This is a genomic window from Pseudomonas sp. FEN (assembly GCF_904067045.1).
Taxonomy (GTDB): Bacteria; Pseudomonadota; Gammaproteobacteria; order Pseudomonadales; family Pseudomonadaceae; genus Aquipseudomonas.
Genome location: NZ_CAJFDC010000007.1, coordinates 26,553 through 46,421 on the forward strand (window position 1 = coordinate 26,553; position 19,869 = coordinate 46,421).

The following is a 19,869-nucleotide window of genomic DNA, read 5'->3' on the forward strand; positions in this document are numbered from 1 at the left end:
GGGGTACCCCCAAGCATAGTCAAACCTGTTTTTTGCACCTGAAGTGCCTGCGCTCGATCATGCTGCGTTGAAGATCAGTTCGCAATGCTCATTGACGAACGTCAACTCCGCTTGCTCACTGATCTTCGCCTTGCCTGATCTTCGCTCGGCGACTTCAGGGACTAAAAACTACTTGATGGTCAGGGCTTCCAGTTTGCCGCTGTTGCCATACACGTAAATCATGTCACCCACCACCAGCGGACGGGCACGCAGGCCGTCGCTGTCGATACGCTCGCGACCAACGAAGCGACCGTCCACCTGGCTCAGCAGGTGCAGGTAGCCTTCGAAGTCACCTACCGCAACATAGCTGGAGAACACTTCCGGTGCCGTCAGCTGGCGGCGAGCCAGGGCATCATTGCTCCAGAGCGCCGTGGTGGAACGTTCGTCGACGCCCTCAACCGTGCCCGACGCCAAGGCGACATAGACACTGCCGAAACCCTGGGCCACACCCGCGTAGCTGGAAGCATCACGCTGCCAAAGCACGCGACCGCTTTCCAGCTCCAACGCCGCCATGCGGCCCTGGTAGCTGGCGACATACAGGTTGCCGCCGGACAACAGCAGGCCGCCATCGATGTCGACCACACGCTCCAGCTCCGAACGCCCTTGCGGAATGGCCACGCGGGCTTCCCACGCGGGCACGCCGTTCTGGGTGTCCAGAGCGACCACTTTACCGGTGGACAGACCCGCCACCGCCAGGTGGTTGGTCACGATCGGCGCACCAGTGCCACGCAGCGTCAGGACCGCCGGGGTGCTGTCATACAACCAGCGCTGGCTGCCGGTGCTGGCATCGAGGCCGATCACACGGTCGTCCTGGGTCTGCACAACCACCACGTCACCGTTGGTGGCCGGCGGAGCCAGCACTTCGCTGGTCACCTGGGCGCGCCATTTCTGCTCGCCGCTGCTGGCATCCAGGGCAATCACTTCGCCCTTGAGGGTACCCATCAGCACCAGGCCGTAGCCGACGCCGATCGCACCGGAAACCGGCAGCTCCAGGTCTTTCTTCCACTTCACGTCGCCGTTCATGCGGTCCATGGCGACCACTACGCCGGTCGCATCGGCCGCGTAAATGGTATCGCCGTCAACCGCCGGGACCAATATGTTGTAGATCTTGCCCTGGCCGTCGCCGATGGAACGGCTCCACTGTTTCTGCAAAACCACTTCCTCCTTGAAGGAGGTCAGCTCGGCCGGTGGCAGTTCTTTCTTGCTGTTGCTGCTGCAACCCGCGGCCAGAATGGCCAGAGCCAGCAATGCTGCATGTTTCCAACGGATCACGTCACGCATCCCCTTTGGCCAGGTCGTCCAGCTTGATTTGTAAGCCACCGACCGCTGCTTCATCAGACAGCGCCGCCTTGGCCTTTTGGTACGCGGCATGGGCTTCGTCGCTCCGACCCAGTTGAACCAACAGGTCCCCCTTGAGTTCTTCACGACTGGCCAGGAACGCCTTGTCAGCATCGCCGTCGAGCAGTTTCAGTGCATCGTCGACCTTGTTCTGTGCCGCCAGCACCTGGGCCAGGCGCTGACGCGCGACTTCGCCCAGGGTGGGGTTGGCCGGTTTGTCGGTAATGGCTTTGAGCTCGCGCGCGGCGTCGTCCAGCTTGCCGGTATCGACCGCGACTTTCGCCACGAACAGGCTACCGTACTGCGCATAGGCACTGCCGGCAAATTCACTGTTGAGCTTGTTGGCCAAGTCCGCCACGCGTGCGGGATCAGGCTTGCCGTCCGGCGTCAGCGTGGTTTCCAGCAACTGCTGATAGAGCATCGAGGCGCCTTGCGCCTGGTTGCTCTGGTACTTGTGCCAGGCCTGCCAGCCGAACACCACTACCAGGGCCAGCAAGCCGCCAGTGACCAGGGGTTTGCCGTTACGCTGCCACCAGTCCTTCAACTCCGCCAACTGATCATCTTCGGTACTCGACACCCCAATACTCCTTATTCTCTAAATCGGCTGTTTTACAGCTTCAACCCTGCACGACGCAGGTGGCCAAGTGCTCGGAAAGAGCCTCCCAGGCAATGCTTTGTTGCTCGCCCTGGCCACGCAGGGGTTTGAAACCTACCACTTGCTGGGCCAATTCGTCGTCACCGAGAATCAAGGCATACAGCGCGCCACTCTTGTCAGCTTTCTTGAACTGGCTCTTGAAGCTGCCGGCACCGGCGTTGACCTGCAGGCGCAGGTTCGGCAACCGGTCACGAACCTTCTCACTCAGGGCCAGGGCCGCAAGTTCCGCGGCCTCGCCAAAGGCGCACAGGTAGACATCGACCTGCCGGGAAATTTCTTCCGGGACCTGCTCCAGGGTTTCCAGCAGCAGGATCAAGCGTTCGATGCCCATGGCAAAGCCCACGCCCGGGGTCGGCTTGCCGCCCATCTGTTCCACCAGGCCATCGTAGCGACCGCCGGCACAGACCGTGCCCTGGGCGCCCAACTGGTCGGTGACCCACTCGAAAACGGTCTTGCTGTAGTAATCCAGCCCGCGCACCAGCTTGGGATTGATCACGTAAGGGATACCGGCCGCATCGAGACGGGCCTTGAGGCCGTCGAAGTGCAGGCGCGACTCTTCGTCGAGATAGTCGGCGAGTTTCGGCGCATCCACCAGCACGGCCTGGGTTTCCGGGTTCTTGGTGTCGAGCACCCGCAACGGGTTGGTCTTCAGGCGACGCTGGCTGTCTTCGTCCAGCTGGTCGAGACGCGCGCCGAGGAACTCCACCAGGGCCTCGCGATAGCGCCCACGGGCCTCGCTGGTGCCCAGGCTGTTGAGTTCGAGCTTGACCGCGTTGCGGATGCCCAGCAGGCCCCACAGGCGCCAGGTCAGCACGATCAGTTCGGCGTCGATGTCCGGACCTTCGATATTGAAGACTTCACAGCCGATCTGGTGGAACTGGCGATAACGGCCTTTCTGCGGACGCTCGTGGCGGAACATCGGGCCGATGTACCAGAGCTTCTGCGGCTGCCCGCCACCGCTGATGCCGTGTTCGAGCACGGCGCGCACGCAGGCCGCGGTGCCTTCCGGGCGCAGGGTCAGGGAATCGCCGTTGCGGTCCTCGAAGGTGTACATCTCTTTTTCGACGATGTCGGTCACTTCACCGATGGAGCGCTTGAACAGCTCGGTGAACTCGACGATCGGCATGCGGATCTGCTTGTAACCGTAGTTATCCAGCAGACGCGCGACAGTGCCCTCGAAATAGCGCCACAGCGGCGTCTGCTCGGGCAGGATGTCGTTCATGCCACGAATGGCTTGCAAAGACTTGCTCACAAAATATCCTTAAATTCTTTGATCAGCCGCGGGCGATCAACGCCGTATCGGCTTCGACCTTTTCGGCCGCCTTCTGCCGGATCAGCTTTTCCAGCTCATCCACCAGGTTGTCATTCGTCAGTTTCCGCGCCGGCTTGCCGTCGATGTAGATCAGGTTCGGCGTGCCACCGGTCAGGCCGATGTGGGCCTCTTTGGCCTCGCCCGGGCCATTGACCACACAGCCGATCACCGCCACATCCAGCGGCACCAGCAGATCTTCCAGGCGCCCTTCCAGCTCGTTCATGGTCTTGACCACATCGAAGTTCTGCCGCGAGCAACTCGGGCAGGCGATGAAGTTGATGCCACGGGAGCGCAGGTGCAGGGACTTGAGGATGTCGTAGCCGACTTTCACTTCCTCGACCGGGTCGGCCGCCAACGAGATGCGAATAGTATCGCCAATCCCTTCGGCCAGCAGCATACCGAGGCCGACGGCGGATTTCACCGTGCCTGAACGCAAACCACCGGCTTCGGTGATTCCCAGGTGCAGCGGCTGGACGATTTCCTTGGCCAGCAGGCGGTAGGCGGCTACTGCCATGAACACGTCGGAAGCCTTTACGCTGACCTTGAAGTCCTGGAAATTCAGGCGCTCCAGGTGTTCGACATGGCGCAGGGCCGACTCGACCAGGGCTTCCGGGGTTGGTTCGCCGTACTTTTTCTGCAGGTCTTTTTCCAGGGAGCCGGCATTGACGCCGATACGGATCGGAATACCGCGATCACGGGCGGCATCGACCACGGCCCGTACCCGGTCTTCGCGACCGATATTGCCCGGGTTGATGCGCAGGCAGTCGACACCCAGTTCGGCCACGCGCAGGGCGATCCGGTAGTCGAAGTGAATATCGGCGACCAGCGGCACCTTGACCAACTGCTTGATCCGACCGAAGGCCTCGGCGGCGTCCATATCCGGCACGGAAATCCGCACGATATCGACGCCCGCGGCTTCCAGACGATTGATCTGCGCCACGGTGGCGGCGACGTCATTGGTGTCGCTGTTGGTCATGCTCTGCACCGCGATCGGTGCATCGCCGCCCACGGGTACCGAGCCGACCCAGATTTTACGGGACTCGCGACGCTTGATAGGAGATTGGCCGTGCATGACTTATTGACCTAGCTTCAGGCGAGCGGTCTCGCCACTGGTGAACGGGGCGATATCGACCGGCTGACCGTTGTACGTAATCTGCGCGCCACGGGCATAGCCCAGGCGCACGGCGAACGGCGGCTTGCCGCTGAGCTCAAGGTTCTCGCCCTTGCGCTTGAGGCCGCTGAGCAGCACCTTGCCATTGCCGTCGGTGACCTGGGTCCAGCAATCGGCGACGAAGGTCAGGCGGACCTGGCCGGCGCCGGCAACGGCCTCGGCGGGCGTACCATTGGCCGGCGCGCTTGGCGCCACCGTCGACGTCGGCGCCGGGGCGGACACCGCTGGCACCACCAGGGTCTGGGCCGAATGCGGCACCGGCACCACGGCCGGGGTTGCCGGAGCACTGGTCGCAGGCGCTGGCGGCGCTGGCGGGGCCTCGACAGCGCCTTCGGGCGCCGCCGCTTCAGGCACCGCCTGATTCTCGGTCACCGCCTGGTCTTCCGGCTCGTCGATCGGGTGAATCTGCGTGGTGCCATCGGCGCTTTCGACTTCGACGTGCTCCATGCTGATGGCGGCCTGATCCTTGCTACGCAGGCTGGCCTGGTCCTGCCACCAGACGAAACCGCCGCCGATCACGGCAATCAGCAGCAGCAGGCTGACAATGCGCAGCAGGGTATGGGAAAACCGCACGGGCTCTTCGATACGCCCCAGCGCCTGGACACTGCTGCCCTGGGAGTCGGTGCCGGTGCACTGGTCGAACTGCTGGACCAGGCCGGCCTGGTCCATGCCGAGCAACTTGGCGTAGGCGCGAATATAACCGCGGGCAAAGGTATGCCCCGGCAGCTTGTCGAAGGCACCGGCTTCCAGGTTACTCAAGGACGACGCCGTGAGGTTGAGCTTCAGGGCCACCTCGGCCAGCGTCCAACCATTGCTTTCGCGGGCCTGACGCAGGGTCTCACCGGGGTTGACGCGAGTCGCTGCTACAAATTCGGGTTGCGCCGCTTTCATCTTTGCTCCGACAGGTATTGCTGATATTCCGGCGTACCGGGATAGAGTCGTTTTAGTTGCAGGCCGAAACTGGCGACCTTGTCACGATCTTCGTAGATTTTCGCCAGGCGGATACCGAGCAATAGACTACGTGCATTTTGCTCGCTCAGCAGGCTGAAGCGGTCGTAATAATCGCGTGCGGGCACATAATGCCTGTCTTCGTAAGACAACTCAGCCATTTCCAGCAAAGCGCGTGGCTGTTGTCGATTCAGGCGCAGGGATTTTTCGAAGTGCTGCTGGGCCAGATCCCGCTGGCCAAGGGCCAGGGCAGCCAGACCGAGGTTTTCGAAAACCCGGGAGCGTTCGGTATAGAGGCTGTCGGCGGCGGCCTGTTCGAAACGCTGGTAGGCGTCCTTGTAGCGTTTGAGCTCGAACAGGAAGCTGCCGTAATTGTTGAGAATACGTGCATCGCCCGGACGCGACGACAGGGCTTTCTGGAAATGCTCCTCGGCGAGTTGCGCTTCGCCTTCGGCCTGGAACACCAGCGCCAGGGCGGCATTGGCGTCGGGGTCGGAGCTGTTCATTTCCAGGGCTTTCTTGAGCGGGACCTTGGCCTGTTCGGTCTGGCCTTGCTGCAGATAGCCGATGCCCAGTTGCACATAGGCCGTGCGCGCTTCTTCGCGCCCCTTGCTGGTACTCAACGGATCGACATTACCCGATGAAACGCAGCCGGCCAGCAGGCCGGTGAATACTACAAGGAGCGCAGCGCGCAAGGTCATGGAGGTCCTCTCTCAGTTTTGGTTCGCGGCGCTTTGCCCACTTTCGGCATCGGCGCTCAGCTCACGTACGGCGATGTAGCGTTCGCTGCGACGGGTGCGATCCAGCACCTGTCCCACCAGTTGACCACAGGCCGCGTCGATGTCTTCACCGCGGGTGGTGCGTACCGTGACGTTGTAGCCGGCCTGATGCAACAGATCCTGGAAACGCCGGATCGCATTGTTGCTCGGGCGCTCGTAGCCCGAATGCGGGAACGGGTTGAATGGAATCAGGTTGATCTTGCAGGGCGTGTCCTTGAGCAGCTCGATCATCTCGACGGCATGCTCGACCTGGTCGTTGACATCCTTGAGCAGGGTGTACTCGATGGTCAGGACGCGCTTCTCGCCGAGGGTCGCCATGTAGCGACGGCACGACTCAAGCAGCATCTTAAGCGGATACTTCTTGTTGATCGGCACCAATTGGTTACGCAATGCGTCATTGGGTGCGTGCAGCGACAACGCCAGGGAGACGTCGATGTGCTCGGCCAGCACGTCGATCATCGGAACCACGCCGGAGGTCGACAGGGTCACGCGGCGCTTGGAGATGCCGTAGCCCAGGTCGTCCATCATCAGGCGCATGGCCGCGATGACATTGTCGAAGTTCAGCAGCGGCTCACCCATGCCCATCATCACCACGTTGGTGATGGCACGGTCGATGGTCGCCGGGACGCTGCCAAAGGATTTGTTGGCAATCCACACCTGGCCGATCACTTCGGCGGCGGTGAGGTTGCTGTTGAAGCCTTGCTTGCCGGTGGAGCAGAAACTGCAGTCCAGGGCACAACCCGCCTGGGACGAAACGCACAAGGTGCCGCGCTTGCCCTGGGGAATGTAGACGGTCTCGACGCAGCTGCCGGACGCCACGCGCACCACCCATTTACGGGTGCCATCGGTGGAGATGTCCTCGCTGACCACTTCGGGACCACGCACTTCAGCAACAGCCTTGAGCTTTTCACGCAAGGCCTTGCTGACGTTCGTCATGGCGTCGAAATCATCGACGCCAAAGTGGTGAATCCATTTCATTACCTGACCGGCACGGAAACGCTTCTCCCCGATTGAGTCGAAGAACTTTTCCATTTCCGGTTGAGTCAGCCCCAACAGGTTTGTCTTGCCAGTCGATGTCGTCATGGTTTCACCTTCACTCATAAGCCTGTGCTTAGCGAGCGGTTACTTCGGTAGCAGCGAAGAAGTAAGCGATTTCGCGAGCGGCAGCGGCTTCGGAGTCCGAACCGTGTACGGCGTTGGCGTCGATGGACTCGGCGAAATCGGCGCGGATGGTACCGGCGGCAGCTTCTTTAGGGTTGGTAGCGCCCATCAGCTCACGGTTGCGAGCGATAGCGTTTTCACCTTCCAGCACCTGGACGACAACCGGACCGGAAGTCATGAAGGCAACCAGTTCACCGAAGAAACCACGAGCGCTGTGCTCAGCGTAGAAGCCTTCGGCTTCAGCCTTGGACAGTTGCTTCATTTTCGAAGCGACAACGCGCAGGCCGGCGTCTTCGAAACGGGAAACGATCTTGCCGATCACGTTTTTTGCAACGGCGTCAGGCTTGATGATGGAGAAAGTACGTTGAACAGCCATGGTGTAACTCCAGAAACAGTGATTTGCCAAAAATTAAACCCGCGAATTATACGCGGGTTCCTGGGTATTGCCTAACCTGCCGCACTGCTCAGTCGCGTTCTTCGATCCAGTGGGCCTGAATGGCCTCCAGAACCTTCTCGCCACAGTGCTCGGGCTTGTCGTCGAATTCGGGCAATTCCATCACCCACTTGCGCAGATCGACGAAGTTGACCGACATTGGATCGACTTCCGGCTTGCTTTCAGACAGTTGGATCGCGATTTCCAGCACATCAACCCATTTCAGGCTCATGACAGCTCCCAGAATCAATGCGGCGCTTCGGCGGCGTGGTTAAGCGAGTATTTCGGAATTTCGATGGTCAGGTCTTCGCTCCCGACTTTTGCCTGACAGGCCAGACGCGACTGGGCTTCCAGCCCCCAGGCCTTATCAAGGTAGTCTTCTTCCAGCTCATCGGCCTCTTCCAGCGAGTCGAAACCTTCGCGAACCAGGCAATGACAGGTGGTGCAGGCACAGACGCCACCACAGGCACTTTCCATCTCGATGTGATTCTCATGAGCCAACTCGAGGATCGAAATCCCTGTCTCGGCCTCCACGACCAAGCCGTCCGGGCAAAACTTTTCGTGTGGCAGAAAAATGACCTGCGGCATCGTTACTCCTCGATCTCATTCAGATTGCGCCCCGCCAGCGCGGCTTTCACCGTCGAGTCCAGGCGGCGGGCGGCAAAGGCGTCGGTCACTTGCGACAGACGCTTGGTCTGCTGCTCGATGGCGTAACCATCGGTGCCTTTCATCAGTTCGGTCAGTTCCCGGACCTGCAGATCGATAACCATGCGCTCGTCGGCATCCAGCAAGCGCTCGCCATCGGCCTCCAAAGCCGCCTGCACGGCTTCGACCAGGCGCTGGGCATCGACCTGCTGCTCGCGCAGCACGCGGGCAACCTTGTCGTCGTTGGCGTGCTGGAACGAATCCTTGAGCATCTTGGCGATTTCGCCGTCGGTCAGACCGTAGGATGGCTTGACCTGGATACTCGCCTCGACCCCCGAACCCAGTTCGCGGGCCGAGACATTGAGCAGGCCGTCGGCATCGACCTGGAAGGTCACGCGAATCTTCGCCGCGCCCGCGACCATGGCCGGGATACCGCGCAGTTCGAAGCGCGCCAGGGAACGACAGTCGCTGATCAGTTCACGCTCGCCCTGCAGGACGTGAATCGCCATGGCCGACTGGCCGTCTTTATAAGTGGTGAAGTCCTGGGCGCGGGCAACAGGGATGGTGGTGTTGCGCGGAATCACCTTCTCCATCAGGCCGCCCATGGTTTCCAGCCCCAGGGACAACGGAATCACATCCAGCAACAGCAATTCGCCGCCATCGCGCTTGTTGCCGGCCAGGGTGTCGGCCTGGATCGCGGCGCCAATGGCCACTACCTGATCCGGGTCGATCTCGGTCAACGGCTGGCGCCCGAACATCTCGGCGACCGCCTCGCGCACGCGCGGTACGCGGGTCGAACCACCGACCATGACCACGGCATGCACCTCTTCAAGCTCGACATTCGAGTCGCGCACGGCGCGACGGCAAGCCTTGAGGCTGCGCGCGACCATCGGCTCGATCAACGCATCAAAAACCTCGCGAGTGAGCCGGGCACGCCAGTCACCATAAGCCACCTCGACCGAACTCGCCTCGGTCAGGGCCTCCTTGGCCGCACAGGCCGTCTGCAACAGGCTGCGCTGGGCACCCGGATCGAGATCGGCGGACAAACCGGCCTGCCCGATGATCCAGCCGGCAATCGCGTGATCGAAGTCATCGCCGCCCAGGGCCGTGTCACCACCGGTAGCCAGAACCTCGAAGACCCCGCCGGTCAGGCGCAGGATCGAAATATCGAAGGTGCCACCACCGAGGTCATAGATCGCGACCACGCCTTCGGCGTGCTGATCCAGACCATAGGCCACGGCCGCGGCGGTCGGCTCGTTGAGCAGCCGCAGCACATTGAGCCCGGCCAGTCTGGCCGCGTCCTTGGTCGCCTGGCGCTGGGCATCGTCGAAATAGGCCGGCACGGTGATCACCGCGCCCACCAGTTCGCCACCCAGGCTCGACTCGGCGCGCTGACGCAGCACCTTGAGGATATCCGCGGAGACTTCCACCGGGCTTTTCGGGCCTTGCACGGTGTCGATGAAGGGCATGTGCGACTCACCGCCGACAAAGCGATAAGGCAGTTGCTCGCCCAGTTGCTTGACGTCCGTCAGGCCACGGCCCATCAGGCGTTTCACCGACAACACGGTATTGAGCGGGTCAGTGGCGGCAGCCAGCTTGGCCGACTGGCCAACCTCGACGCGGTCGGCGTGATAGCGTACCGCGGACGGCAGGATCACCTGCCCGTCGGCATCGGGCAACGGCTCGGAAAGACCACTGCGCAACGCAGCGACCAGCGAATTGGTAGTGCCCAAGTCGATCCCCACAGCCAGGCGACGCTGGTGCGGTTGAGGACTCTGGCCGGGTTCGGCGATCTGCAGTAGGGCCATCGTTATCTGGACTTATCTGAATATCAGGCGTGCGACCGAGGCGGCACTGGGTTAATCGTCGAGGCGCTCTTCTAGCTGGCGCACTTCGTAGGTGAGCTTGTCGAGAAACTGCATGCGCCGCATCAGGCGCTCGGCCTGTTCGCGTTGCGCGGCATCGTTCCAACAGGCGGCAAAGCTCTCGTTCAACTGGTCCTGGGCAATTTTCAAGCGACGCTTGAACGTGACGATACCGGGCAGGTCCGCCTCGTCCTGCAGCTCCTCGAGCTCCTCGCGCCACTGCATCTGCTGCATCAGGAAATCGGGATCGTGCACCGTGACCTCCAGCGGCAACTCGCGACCGCCCATGGCGAGCAGGTAGCGCGCGCGCTTGGGAGGACTCTTGAGGGTCTGGTAGGCCTCGTTGAGGCTGGCGGACTGCTCCAGGGCCAGGCGTTGCTCGCGCTCGGAAGCGTCGGCAAAGCGGTCCGGATGCACGGCGCGCGCCAGTTCACGGTAGCGCGCGGCCAACTGTTCGAGATCCAGCGTAAAGCTCGGCTGCAACTCGAATAAAGCGAAATGACAAGGAGTACCCACAAGAAGCCTCAGATGTTGAAGCTTTCGCCGCAGCCACACTCACCGCGCACGTTGGGGTTGTTGAACTTGAAGCCTTCGTTCAACCCTTCCTTGACGAAATCCAGCTCGGTGCCGTCCAGGTAGGTCAGGCTCTTCGGGTCGATGATCACTTTCTCGCCGTGACTCTCGAACACCTGGTCTTCCGCCACCACCTCGTCGACGAACTCCAGCACATAGGCAAGACCGGAACAGCCCGTGGTGCGAACACCCAGACGAATCCCTTCACCTTTGCCGCGCCCGTCAAGGGAACGTCGCACGTGTCGAGCAGCCGCTTCTGTCATGCTGATAGCCATCGGTGACTCCTTACTATTCGCCCAAATCTTGCACGCCGGATCGTTTAGATCAGGCCTTTCTTCTGCTTGTAATCGCGAACGGCGGCCTTGATGGCGTCTTCGGCGAGTACCGAGCAGTGGATCTTCACTGGCGGCAGGGCCAGTTCTTCAGCCAGCTGAGTGTTCTTGATGGTCTCGGCTTCATCCAGGGTCTTGCCCTTCATCCACTCGGTGGCCAGGGAGCTGGAGGCGATCGCCGAACCGCAGCCGTAGGTCTTGAACTTGGCATCTTCGATGATGCCTTGCTCGTTGACCTTGATCTGCAGGCGCATCACGTCGCCGCACGCCGGGGCGCCGACCATGCCAGTGCCGACATCCGGGTCTTCCGCGTCCATCTTGCCGACGTTACGCGGGTTTTCGTAGTGGTCGATGACCTTTTCGCTGTAAGCCATGGTACTAATCCTCACTCATCAGGGCCGCTCTCGGTCCCGCGCTACGCCAGCCGTTGATTGCCGTGTAGCTACAGGCCCCGTATGTGGCGGCTTCTTTGTTTAGTGTGCCGCCCACTCGATCTTCGAGATATCGACGCCGTCTTTGAACATGTCCCACAGCGGCGACAGAGCGCGCAGCTTGGTAACGGCCTCGCAGACTTTCTGCGCGGCATAATCGATTTCTTCCTCGGTGGTAAAGCGACCGAAGGTGAAGCGGATCGAGCTGTGCGCCAGTTCATCATTGCGGCCCAGGGCGCGCAGGACGTACGAAGGCTCAAGCGAAGCCGAGGTGCAAGCCGAACCGGAGGAAACCGCGAGGTCCTTGAGCGCCATGATCAGCGACTCGCCTTCGACATAGTTGAAGCTCAGGTTCAGGTTGTGCGGTACGCGGGCAGTCATGCTGCCGTTGATGTACAGCTCTTCCAGGTGTTCGACCTGTTTGTAGAAACGCTCGCTCAGGGCCTTGATGCGCTGGTTCTCGGCAACCATGTCTTCCTTGGCCACGCGGAACGCTTCGCCCATGCCGACGATCTGGTGGGTCGCCAGGGTACCGGAGCGCATGCCGCGCTCGTGACCGCCGCCGTGCATGGTCGCCTCGAGGCGCACACGCGGCTTGCGGCTGACGTACAGCGCGCCGATGCCTTTGGGACCGTAGGTCTTGTGGGCGGAGAAGGACATCAGGTCGACTTTCAGCTTCTGCAGGTCGATCTCGACCTTGCCGGTGGACTGAGCGGCGTCAACATGGAACAGCACGCCGCGCGAGCGGGTCAGCTCGCCAATGGCGGCAATATCGTTGATCGTGCCGATCTCGTTGTTCACGTGCATGATCGAAACCAGGATGGTGTCGTCGCGCAGCGCGGCTTCAACCATGGCCGGAGTGATCAGGCCGTCCGCACCAGGCTCGATGTAGGTGACTTCGAAACCTTCGCGCTCCAGTTGGCGCATGGTGTCGAGCACCGCCTTGTGTTCGATCTTGCTGGTGATCAGGTGCTTGCCCTTGGTGCTGTAGAAGTGCGCGACACCCTTGATTGCCAGGTTGTCGGACTCGGTGGCACCGGAGGTCCAGACGATTTCACGCGGGTCGGCGTTGACCAGGTCGGCCACCTGACGACGTGCGTTTTCCACGGACTCTTCGGCTTTCCAGCCGAACACGTGGGAGCGGGACGCCGGGTTACCGAAGTTTCCGTCGACCAGCAGGCATTCACTCATTTTTTGCGCGACACGCGGATCAACCGGGGTGGTCGCTGAGTAATCAAGGTAAATCGGCAATTTCATGGACACTCTCCTAAATCAGGCTGGCTGGCGCACCGCGGGCTCTTTGGCTGTCATTCGACGGCGGACGCTTGGATCTTATCCAGGTGTAGCGCTTTGCTATTACCGCGGCGCTGATCCTGACGCAGGGCGACTTCTTGCACTTCACGGCGAGTGACAAGGTCCGCCAAGCTGATACCGCTGAGAAATTCGTGGATCTGCAGGCTGAGGTCGCACCACAGATGGTGGGTCAGGCAGGTGTCGCCGCCGTGGCAATCGCCCAGCCCCTGACATTTGGTGGCATCGACCGATTCGTTCACCGCATCGATCACCTGGGCCACCTGGATCCCCTGCATTTCGCGTGACAGCTGATAGCCGCCACCAGGACCGCGCACGCTGGATACCAGGTTGCTGCGGCGCAATTTGGCGAAAAGCTGTTCAAGGTAGGACAGGGAGATGCCTTGGCGCTCGGAGATATCGGCCAGAGACACCGGCCCGCGTTGCGCGTGCAACGCCAGGTCGAGCATGGCGGTCACGGCGTATCGGCCTTTTGTAGTCAGTCGCATGGACAGGTACCACGGAGTTACGGGATCGGGATGGGGAAGAGTATGCTATTCCCGAGTATTTAAGTCAACTATAAGACCTAGTGCTTTAGTCGGGTTTACCGTCAAAAACAGCGCGCAGATTGTAGCAAAGTCCGGGGCGTAATGGCATTGCGCTGGATCGATGGTTTTTTACTGCCTTCAAAAGCCTCTTCGCGGGCAAGCTCCGCTCCCACAGGTTTTGTGTCGTGCGCAACATATGTGTACGCCGCGGTTACCACTGTGGGAGCGGAGCTTGCCCGCGAATGAGGCCGGCAAGCCCGACGAAGATCAGCCCGCCTTGGCCTCGTTCTCGCTCTTCACTTCGACAAACCCGTCACACTGCAACTCCGGCAGATCCTTGGCGCAATACGTGCTGCCCAGGTCTTTCAGCGCCCCACACATACCCTCCAGACGCCCATCCACCGCCTGCAAATGATCGAGCAACTGACCAATGGCCCGGGCCACCGGGTCCGGCATGTCTTCGCTGACGCCATAGGCATCGAAACCGATCTTTTCCGCCATGGCCTTGCGCTTGGCTTCGACCTGATCATCGGCCTTCATGATGATCCGCCCCGGAATACCGACCACCGTCGCCCCCGGTGGCACCGCCTTGGTCACCACCGCATTGGAACCGACCTTGGCCCCGGCGCCGACGGTAAACGGCCCCAGGACCTTGGCGCCGGCACCCACCACCACGCCATTTTCCAGGGTCGGGTGGCGCTTGCCCTTGTTCCAGCTGGTGCCGCCCAGGGTCACGCCCTGGTAGATGGTCACGTCATCGCCGATCTCGGCGGTTTCGCCGATCACAATGCCCATGCCATGATCGATAAAGAAGCGCCGTCCGACCTTGGCGCCGGGATGGATCTCGATGCCGGTCAACCAGCGACCGAAGTTCGACACCACCCGCGCCAGCCACTTCCAGCCCATGCCCCACAACGCATGGCCCAGGCGATGCAGCCAGATGGCATGCAGGCCCGGGTAGCAGGTCAGCACCTCAAAGGCATTACGCGCCGCCGGGTCACGGTGGAATACGCTCTGGATATCTTCTCGCAAACGCTCGAACATCACTGATCCTTCCGTTTAAGGAGCTCACCCCGGGCCGCTTTTTCGGTTTCCGTGAGGATGCCCCGCAAAATATTCATCTCGGCGCGACTGACCGAACTGCGCCCATACAGACGACGCAACCGCGCCATCAGATGGCGCGGTTTTTCGGGGTCGAGGAAATCGATGGCCACCAGGGTCTGCTCCAGATGACCGTAGAACCGCTCCATCTCATCCATGGTCGCCAGCTCTTCGCTGCGCGTCGACGCCACTTCATGTTTCTCTACCTTGCTCGGCTGCCCGACGGCCGCCAGCCAGGACATCCGCACTTCATAGCTGAGCACCTGCACCGCCGTGGCGAGGTTGAGCGAACTGAAGTCCGGATCGGACGGGATATGTACGTGATAATGACATCGCTGCAGCTCATCGTTGGTCAGGCCGGAGTCTTCACGACCGAACACCAGCGCGATCTCCGCGCCCCGCCCGGCCTCCTCGACCACCTTCACCCCGGATTCACGAGGATCGAGCAACGGCCAGGGAATCCGCCGATCGCGGGCGCTGGTGCCGAACACCAGGCTGCAACCGATCAACGCCTCCTCCAAGGTGGCGACGACTTGCGCGTTTTCAAGGATATCGGTGGCACCGGAAGCCCGCGCATCGGCTTCAGCGGACGGAAAGATCCGCGGCCCCACCAGCACCAGGCGCGACAGCCCCATGTTCTTCATGGCCCGCGCGGCCCCGCCGATATTGCCCGGATGACTGGTATTGACCAGGACAACACGAATATTTTGCAGCACGAGAGGCACTCTCAGACTCGGCGAAGGGGAGCAAATCTTACAGAAGCACTGGGGATTGCGCCACGAGCGCCAACGTCGTCCTTCTCCCCCGGGACTTTTCTGGTAGAATGTTCGGCTTTCTTTAACACTCTAGGTGAAATGTCCATGCAGCCCATGCTGAATATCGCGCTGCGCGCCGCCCGCAGCGCCAGTGAATTGATTTTCCGCTCCATCGAGCGCCTGGATACCATCAAGGTCGACGAAAAAGACGCCAAGGACTACGTGTCCGAAGTGGATCGCGCCGCCGAACAGAAAATCATCGACGCGCTGCGCAAGGCCTACCCGACCCACGGCATTCGTGGCGAAGAAACCGGCTTCCACGCCGGCAGCGGTGAAGGCGAAGAATACCTGTGGATCATCGACCCACTCGATGGCACCACCAACTTCCTGCGTGGCATCCCGCACTTCGCGGTCAGCATCGCCTGCAAATACCGTGGCCGCCTTGAGCACGCCGTGGTCCTGGACCCGGTTCGCCAGGAAGAATTCACCGCCTCCCGTGGCCGTGGCGCCCAGCTCAACGGTCGTCGCCTGCGCGTCAGCGGCCGCACCAGCCTGGACGGCGCCCTGCTGGGTACCGGCTTCCCGTTCCGTGACGACCAGATGGACAACCTGGACAACTACCTGGGCATGTTCCGCGCTCTGGTCGGCCAGACCGCCGGCATCCGCCGCGCCGGCGCCGCCAGCCTGGACCTGGCCTATGTAGCCGCCGGTCGTTTCGATGCATTCTGGGAGTCGGGCCTGTCCGAGTGGGACATGGCCGCGGGCGCCCTGCTGATCCAAGAAGCCGGCGGCCTGGTGAGCGATTTCACCGGCGGTCACGACTTCCTGGAGAAAGGCCATATCGTTGCCGGCAATACCAAGTGCTTCAAGGCAGTATTGACGGCGATCCAGCCGCACCTGCCGGCCTCGCTGAAGCGCTAAGCTTTCAGCGAACACAAAAATGCCCCGTATCTTGCGATACGGGGCATTTTTCATATCTCTACGGTAGGTATTACTGAGCCGGCTGCTGAGCTGGCTGCCCCTGGTTCTGGCTCAGAATCAGGCGACCCTCCTTGTCCAGCGGGATCTGGTTGCCCGGATCATGATCCATCCGCACCTTGCCTTCCTTGCCGCCGACCTGATAACGCACATCGTAGCCAACCAGCTTGTCGCTGACATCGTTGACCGTGTTGCAGCGCTTCTGGGTCGTGGTGTAGGTGTCACGCTCCTGCATGCCCTCCTGCACCTTGTTACCGGCGTAGCCGCCGCCGACCGCACCGACCACGGTGGCCAACGTCTTGCCGCGACCGCCGCCGACCATGTTGCCGAGCAGGCCGCCGCCGATGGCACCCAACGCGGTCCCGGCGATACGGTGCTCATCCTGGACCGGCTTCTGCCGGGTTACCGCGACATCTTCACAAACTTGGCGCGGGGTCTTGATTTGAGTCTTGATCGGCTCCACCGCCAATACTTGCGCATACTCAGGGCCGCTTTTTACCAGGCTATAGGTGGCAACAGCACCCCCGGCAGTCACACCGACAGCACCCAACACCGCACCCACCAGCAACGACTTGTTCATGTGAATCTCCTGACCATCACAAGCGGATCAATGCCCGCGCTTCTCCTAGCCTTGGAGTACAAAAAAAGGCGCGAGTTCCGCACTCGCGCCTTTCAGCGGGTAACCAGGAGGGAGATTCGCGTCAAGGACGGTCGTCGACTTCCTTCTGGGTGTTGGCTGGAGGAATCAGGTCCTCGCTGTTCAGGTTCAGCCAGATCAGCACCACGTTGGCGATGTAGATCGACGAATAGGTACCCGCCAACACCCCGACGAACAGGGCGATGGAGAAGCCGAACAGGTTGTCGCCACCAAAGAACAGCAGCGCGGAAATCGCCAGCAGGGTGGAGATCGAAGTCGCCATGGTCCGCAGCAGGGTCTGGGTGGTCGAGACGTTGATGTTCTCGATCAGGCTGGCCTTGCGCAGCACACGGAAGTTCTCACGCACCCGGTCGAAGACCACGATGGTGTCGTTGAGCGAGTAGCCGATGATCGCCAGTACCGCCGCCAGCACCGTCAGGTCGAAGGTGACCTGGAAGAACGACAGGATACCCACGGTCACCACCACGTCGTGGATCAGCGAGACGATGGCACCCACCGCGAATTTCCACTGGAAGCGGAACGCCAGGTAGATCAGCACGCCCACCAGCGCCATGAGCATGCCGAGGCCGCCCTGGTCGCGCAGTTCCTCACCCACCTGCGGGCCGACGAACTCGACGCGCTTGACCTGCGCCGGATTGTCGCCACCGACCTTCTGCAGCGCCTCGGCCACCTGATGACCCAGCTGCGGGTCCGCGCCCGGCATGCGCACCAACAGGTCGGTGGTCGCGCCGAAACTCTGCACGATCGCCTCGTGGTAACCGGCTTCGGTCAGTTGCTCACGCACCTTGCTGACATCGGCCGGATGCTCGTAGGTCAGCTCGATCAGCGTACCGCCGGTGAAATCCAGGCCGTAGTTCATGCCCTTGTGGAAGCAGCTGAACAAGGCCAGCGCGGTCAGGAACAGGGTGAAACCGAACGCAACGTTGCGAACACCCATGAAGTTGATAGTACGTAACATGGCAGCCCCTTAAATCCACAACTTCTTGAAGTCACGACCGCCGAAGATCAGGTTGACCATCGCGCGGGTCACCATGATGGCCGTGAACATCGAGGTAAAGATCCCGAGGGACATGGTCACCGCAAAGCCCTTGACCGGGCCGGTCCCCATGGCAAAGAGGATGCCGCCCACCAGCAGGGTGGTCAGGTTGGCGTCGATAATCGCCGTGAAGGCACGACCGAAGCCTTCGTTGATCGCCCGCTGCACCGTCATCCCCGCCGCTATTTCCTCACGTATCCGCGAGAAGATCAGCACGTTGGCGTCCACCGCCATGCCCATGGTCAGGACGATACCAGCAATACCCGGCAGGGTCAGTGTCGCCCCCAGCAGGGACATCAGCGCCAGCAAGGCAACCATGTTGAAGGCCAGCGCCACCGTGGCGATGATGCCGAAGAAGCGGTAGATGGCGATGATGAACAGCGAGACGAACAGCATGCCCCACAGCGACGCATCGATACCCTTGGTGATGTTGTCGGCACCCAGGCTTGGACCGATGGTACGTTCTTCAGCGAAGTACATCGGCGCGGCCAGACCACCGGCACGCAGCAACAGCGCCAGCTCGGAGGACTCACCCTGGCCGTTCAGGCCGGTGATGCGGAACTGACTGCCCAGCGGCGACTGGATGGTCGCCAGACTGATGATCTTCTTCTCTTCCTTGAAGGTCTGCACCGGCACGTCTTTCTCGACACCGTTCACAACCTGCTTGGTGTAGGTGGTGATCGGCTTCTGCTCGATGAAGATCACCGCCATGCTGCGCCCGACGTTGCTGCGGGTCGCGCGGCTCATCAGCTCGCCACCGTGACCATCGAGCTTGATGTTCACCTGTGGACGACCGTGCTCGTCGAAACCGGCCTTGGCGTCGGTCACCTGGTCACCGGTGATGATCAGGCCACGCTCGATCTGCGCCGGTGGACGATTGCCTTCACGGAACTCGAATTCCTCGGAGGTCGCCTTCGAAGCCCCCGGCTCGGCGGCCAGGCGGAACTCCAGGTTGGCGGTCTTGCCAAGGATCCGCTTGGCTTCGGCGGTGTCCTGTACGCCCGGCAACTCAACCACGATGCGGTTGGCACCCTGACGTTGCACCAGCGGCTCGGCCACACCCAGCTCGTTGACGCGGTTACGCACCGTGGTCAAGTTCTGCTTGATGGAGTATTCGCGGATTTCCGCCAGCTTGGCCGGGGTCATCGCCAGACGCAGTACCGGCTGCTCATTGAGGTCGGCCGGTACAATGTCGAAATCGTTGAAGTTCTTGCGGATCAGCGCACGGGCCTGCTCGCGGGTATCGGCGTCGGCAAAGCCCAACTGGATGGCGCCATTGAACGGTGGCAGGGTGCGATAACGCACACGCTCCTTGCGCAACAGGCTCTTGACGTCGCCGTCATAGACTTTCAGGCGGGCGTCGACGGCCTTTTCCATGTCCACTTCCAGCAGGAAGTGCACACCACCGGACAAGTCCAGGCCCAGCTTCATCGGGTGCGCGCCGAGGCTGCGCAGCCATTGCGGGGTGGTCTGTGCCAGGTTCAGGGCCACGACATAGTCGTCGCCGAGGGCTTTACGCACCACATCCTTGGCCGGCAGTTGATCGGCCTGCTTGGTCAGACGCACCAGCCCGCCCTTGCCGCCAGCGGCCAGGGAGGCGCCCTTGACCGAGATCCCGGCGTCGGTGAGCGCCTTGCTCACGCGGTCCAGATCGGCCTGGGTGACCTGCAACGCCGTGCTGGCGCCGCTGACCTGGATCGCCGGATCGTCAGGATAGAGATTGGGAGCGGAATAAATAAAACCGACCGCCAGCACCGCCAGGATCAGTAGGTATTTCCACAGAGGGTATTTGTTCAGCATCACGCCGCCCGCTTATGACGC

General features: G+C 61.5%; 22 protein-coding genes. 1 reads left to right on the forward strand and 21 read right to left on the reverse strand.

The window, feature by feature from the left end:
• Positions 1–168: 168 nt before the first annotated feature.
• The 18 genes from bamB to trmJ form a co-directional block, all read right to left on the reverse strand.
• Entirely contained in the window at positions 169–1,320 is a 1,152-nt protein-coding gene (bamB, locus tag PFEN_RS05990) for an outer membrane protein assembly factor BamB (protein WP_191486000.1), read from the reverse strand.
• Entirely contained in the window at positions 1,313–1,954 is a 642-nt protein-coding gene (locus PFEN_RS05995) for a YfgM family protein (RefSeq protein ID WP_191486001.1), read from the reverse strand. Before PFEN_RS05995 ends, bamB begins: the two co-directional genes overlap by 8 nt.
• Before the next feature lie 40 nt (positions 1,955–1,994).
• Positions 1,995–3,284 carry a histidine--tRNA ligase gene (hisS, locus tag PFEN_RS06000; protein ID WP_191486002.1) on the reverse strand — a complete coding sequence of 430 codons (1,290 nt, stop codon included), beginning with the start codon at positions 3,282–3,284 and terminating at the stop codon, positions 1,995–1,997.
• A gap of 22 nt (positions 3,285–3,306) precedes the next feature.
• Positions 3,307–4,416 carry a flavodoxin-dependent (E)-4-hydroxy-3-methylbut-2-enyl-diphosphate synthase gene (gene ispG / locus PFEN_RS06005; protein ID WP_191486003.1) on the reverse strand — a complete coding sequence of 370 codons (1,110 nt, stop codon included), beginning with the start codon at positions 4,414–4,416 and terminating at the stop codon, positions 3,307–3,309.
• Positions 4,417–4,419: 3 nt separating this feature from the next.
• A complete protein-coding gene (locus PFEN_RS06010) occupies positions 4,420–5,406 on the reverse strand; it encodes a helix-turn-helix domain-containing protein (RefSeq protein WP_191486004.1) in 987 nt (328 codons plus the stop codon).
• Positions 5,403–6,164, reverse strand: coding sequence for a type IV pilus biogenesis/stability protein PilW (gene pilW / locus PFEN_RS06015; protein ID WP_191486005.1), 762 nt, complete (start codon positions 6,162–6,164; stop codon positions 5,403–5,405). The genes PFEN_RS06010 and pilW overlap by 4 nt, the downstream gene beginning before the upstream one ends.
• A 12-nt stretch (positions 6,165–6,176) precedes the next feature.
• Positions 6,177–7,325 (reverse strand): 23S rRNA (adenine(2503)-C(2))-methyltransferase RlmN, encoded by a 1,149-nt coding sequence (rlmN, locus tag PFEN_RS06020; RefSeq protein ID WP_191486006.1) that lies wholly within the window; start codon positions 7,323–7,325, stop codon positions 6,177–6,179.
• A gap of 28 nt (positions 7,326–7,353) precedes the next feature.
• Positions 7,354–7,779 (reverse strand): nucleoside-diphosphate kinase, encoded by a 426-nt coding sequence (gene ndk, locus PFEN_RS06025; protein WP_191486007.1) that lies wholly within the window; start codon positions 7,777–7,779, stop codon positions 7,354–7,356.
• Positions 7,780–7,867: 88 nt separating this feature from the next.
• Complete coding sequence (gene iscX, locus PFEN_RS06030; RefSeq protein ID WP_191486008.1) at positions 7,868–8,068, reverse strand: Fe-S cluster assembly protein IscX; 201 nt, start codon at positions 8,066–8,068, stop codon at positions 7,868–7,870.
• A 14-nt stretch (positions 8,069–8,082) separates the two neighbouring features.
• Positions 8,083–8,424, reverse strand: a complete 342-nt coding sequence (gene fdx / locus PFEN_RS06035) for an ISC system 2Fe-2S type ferredoxin (protein ID WP_191486009.1) — start codon at positions 8,422–8,424, stop codon at positions 8,083–8,085.
• A gap of 2 nt (positions 8,425–8,426) precedes the next feature.
• Positions 8,427–10,289 (reverse strand): Fe-S protein assembly chaperone HscA, encoded by a 1,863-nt coding sequence (gene hscA, locus PFEN_RS06040; RefSeq protein WP_191486010.1) that lies wholly within the window; start codon positions 10,287–10,289, stop codon positions 8,427–8,429.
• 51 nt (positions 10,290–10,340) lie between these two features.
• The gene (gene hscB / locus PFEN_RS06045) at positions 10,341–10,862 is read right to left on the reverse strand and encodes a co-chaperone HscB (protein ID WP_191486011.1); all 522 of its coding nucleotides are present in this window, start codon (positions 10,860–10,862) and stop codon (positions 10,341–10,343) included.
• 8 nt (positions 10,863–10,870) lie between these two features.
• A complete protein-coding gene (gene iscA / locus PFEN_RS06050; protein ID WP_010565230.1) occupies positions 10,871–11,194 on the reverse strand; it encodes an iron-sulfur cluster assembly protein IscA in 324 nt (107 codons plus the stop codon).
• Positions 11,195–11,238: 44 nt separating this feature from the next.
• Positions 11,239–11,625, reverse strand: coding sequence for a Fe-S cluster assembly scaffold IscU (gene iscU, locus PFEN_RS06055; RefSeq protein WP_003443374.1), 387 nt, complete (start codon positions 11,623–11,625; stop codon positions 11,239–11,241).
• Positions 11,626–11,724: 99 nt separating this feature from the next.
• Entirely contained in the window at positions 11,725–12,939 is a 1,215-nt protein-coding gene (locus PFEN_RS06060) for an IscS subfamily cysteine desulfurase (protein WP_191486012.1), read from the reverse strand.
• 50 nt (positions 12,940–12,989) lie between these two features.
• Positions 12,990–13,481 (reverse strand): Fe-S cluster assembly transcriptional regulator IscR, encoded by a 492-nt coding sequence (iscR, locus tag PFEN_RS06065; RefSeq protein ID WP_191486013.1) that lies wholly within the window; start codon positions 13,479–13,481, stop codon positions 12,990–12,992.
• Positions 13,482–13,787: 306 nt separating this feature from the next.
• Complete coding sequence (gene cysE, locus PFEN_RS06070; protein ID WP_191486014.1) at positions 13,788–14,564, reverse strand: serine O-acetyltransferase; 777 nt, start codon at positions 14,562–14,564, stop codon at positions 13,788–13,790.
• On the reverse strand, positions 14,564–15,337 hold the full coding sequence (trmJ, locus tag PFEN_RS06075) for a tRNA (cytosine(32)/uridine(32)-2'-O)-methyltransferase TrmJ (RefSeq protein WP_191486015.1): 774 nt from the start codon (positions 15,335–15,337) through the stop codon (positions 14,564–14,566). Before trmJ ends, cysE begins: the two co-directional genes overlap by 1 nt.
• Before the next feature lie 144 nt (positions 15,338–15,481).
• On the opposite strand from trmJ, the gene suhB reads away from it, so the two are divergent.
• On the forward strand, positions 15,482–16,297 hold the full coding sequence (gene suhB, locus PFEN_RS06080; RefSeq protein WP_191486016.1) for an inositol-phosphate phosphatase: 816 nt from the start codon (positions 15,482–15,484) through the stop codon (positions 16,295–16,297).
• A 70-nt stretch (positions 16,298–16,367) separates the two neighbouring features.
• Here suhB and PFEN_RS06085 read toward each other — a convergent pair whose 3' ends face one another.
• The 3 genes from PFEN_RS06085 to secD all read right to left on the reverse strand — a co-directional run bounded on the left by PFEN_RS06085 (position 16,368) and on the right by secD (position 19,848).
• A complete protein-coding gene (locus PFEN_RS06085; RefSeq protein ID WP_191486017.1) occupies positions 16,368–16,934 on the reverse strand; it encodes a glycine zipper 2TM domain-containing protein in 567 nt (188 codons plus the stop codon).
• Between the two features lie 121 nt (positions 16,935–17,055).
• Complete coding sequence (gene secF, locus PFEN_RS06090) at positions 17,056–17,970, reverse strand: protein translocase subunit SecF (RefSeq protein WP_191486018.1); 915 nt, start codon at positions 17,968–17,970, stop codon at positions 17,056–17,058.
• Between the two features lie 9 nt (positions 17,971–17,979).
• Positions 17,980–19,848: a protein translocase subunit SecD gene (secD, locus tag PFEN_RS06095; RefSeq protein ID WP_191486019.1), complete on the reverse strand. Its 1,869-nt coding sequence runs from the start codon at positions 19,846–19,848 to the stop codon at positions 17,980–17,982.
• Between the last annotated feature and the right edge of the window lie 21 nt (positions 19,849–19,869).

Coding starts and splice junctions, on each gene's coding strand:
- bamB (WP_191486000.1), bottom strand. CDS start 1,320: ATGCGTGACGTGATCCGTTGGAAACATGCAGCATTGCTGGCTCTGGCC.
- ispG (WP_191486003.1), bottom strand. CDS start 4,416: ATGCACGGCCAATCTCCTATCAAGCGTCGCGAGTCCCGTAAAATCTGG.
- PFEN_RS06010 (WP_191486004.1), bottom strand. CDS start 5,406: ATGAAAGCGGCGCAACCCGAATTTGTAGCAGCGACTCGCGTCAACCCC.
- pilW (WP_191486005.1), bottom strand. CDS start 6,164: ATGACCTTGCGCGCTGCGCTCCTTGTAGTATTCACCGGCCTGCTGGCC.
- rlmN (WP_191486006.1), bottom strand. CDS start 7,325: ATGACGACATCGACTGGCAAGACAAACCTGTTGGGGCTGACTCAACCG.
- ndk (WP_191486007.1), bottom strand. CDS start 7,779: ATGGCTGTTCAACGTACTTTCTCCATCATCAAGCCTGACGCCGTTGCA.
- iscX (WP_191486008.1), bottom strand. CDS start 8,068: ATGAGCCTGAAATGGGTTGATGTGCTGGAAATCGCGATCCAACTGTCT.
- fdx (WP_191486009.1), bottom strand. CDS start 8,424: ATGCCGCAGGTCATTTTTCTGCCACACGAAAAGTTTTGCCCGGACGGC.
- hscA (WP_191486010.1), bottom strand. CDS start 10,289: ATGGCCCTACTGCAGATCGCCGAACCCGGCCAGAGTCCTCAACCGCAC.
- iscA (WP_010565230.1), bottom strand. CDS start 11,194: ATGGCTATCAGCATGACAGAAGCGGCTGCTCGACACGTGCGACGTTCC.
- iscU (WP_003443374.1), bottom strand. CDS start 11,625: ATGGCTTACAGCGAAAAGGTCATCGACCACTACGAAAACCCGCGTAAC.
- PFEN_RS06060 (WP_191486012.1), bottom strand. CDS start 12,939: ATGAAATTGCCGATTTACCTTGATTACTCAGCGACCACCCCGGTTGAT.
- iscR (WP_191486013.1), bottom strand. CDS start 13,481: ATGCGACTGACTACAAAAGGCCGATACGCCGTGACCGCCATGCTCGAC.
- cysE (WP_191486014.1), bottom strand. CDS start 14,564: ATGTTCGAGCGTTTGCGAGAAGATATCCAGAGCGTATTCCACCGTGAC.
- suhB (WP_191486016.1), top strand. CDS start 15,482: ATGCAGCCCATGCTGAATATCGCGCTGCGCGCCGCCCGCAGCGCCAGT.
- PFEN_RS06085 (WP_191486017.1), bottom strand. CDS start 16,934: ATGAACAAGTCGTTGCTGGTGGGTGCGGTGTTGGGTGCTGTCGGTGTG.
- secF (WP_191486018.1), bottom strand. CDS start 17,970: ATGTTACGTACTATCAACTTCATGGGTGTTCGCAACGTTGCGTTCGGT.
- secD (WP_191486019.1), bottom strand. CDS start 19,848: ATGCTGAACAAATACCCTCTGTGGAAATACCTACTGATCCTGGCGGTG.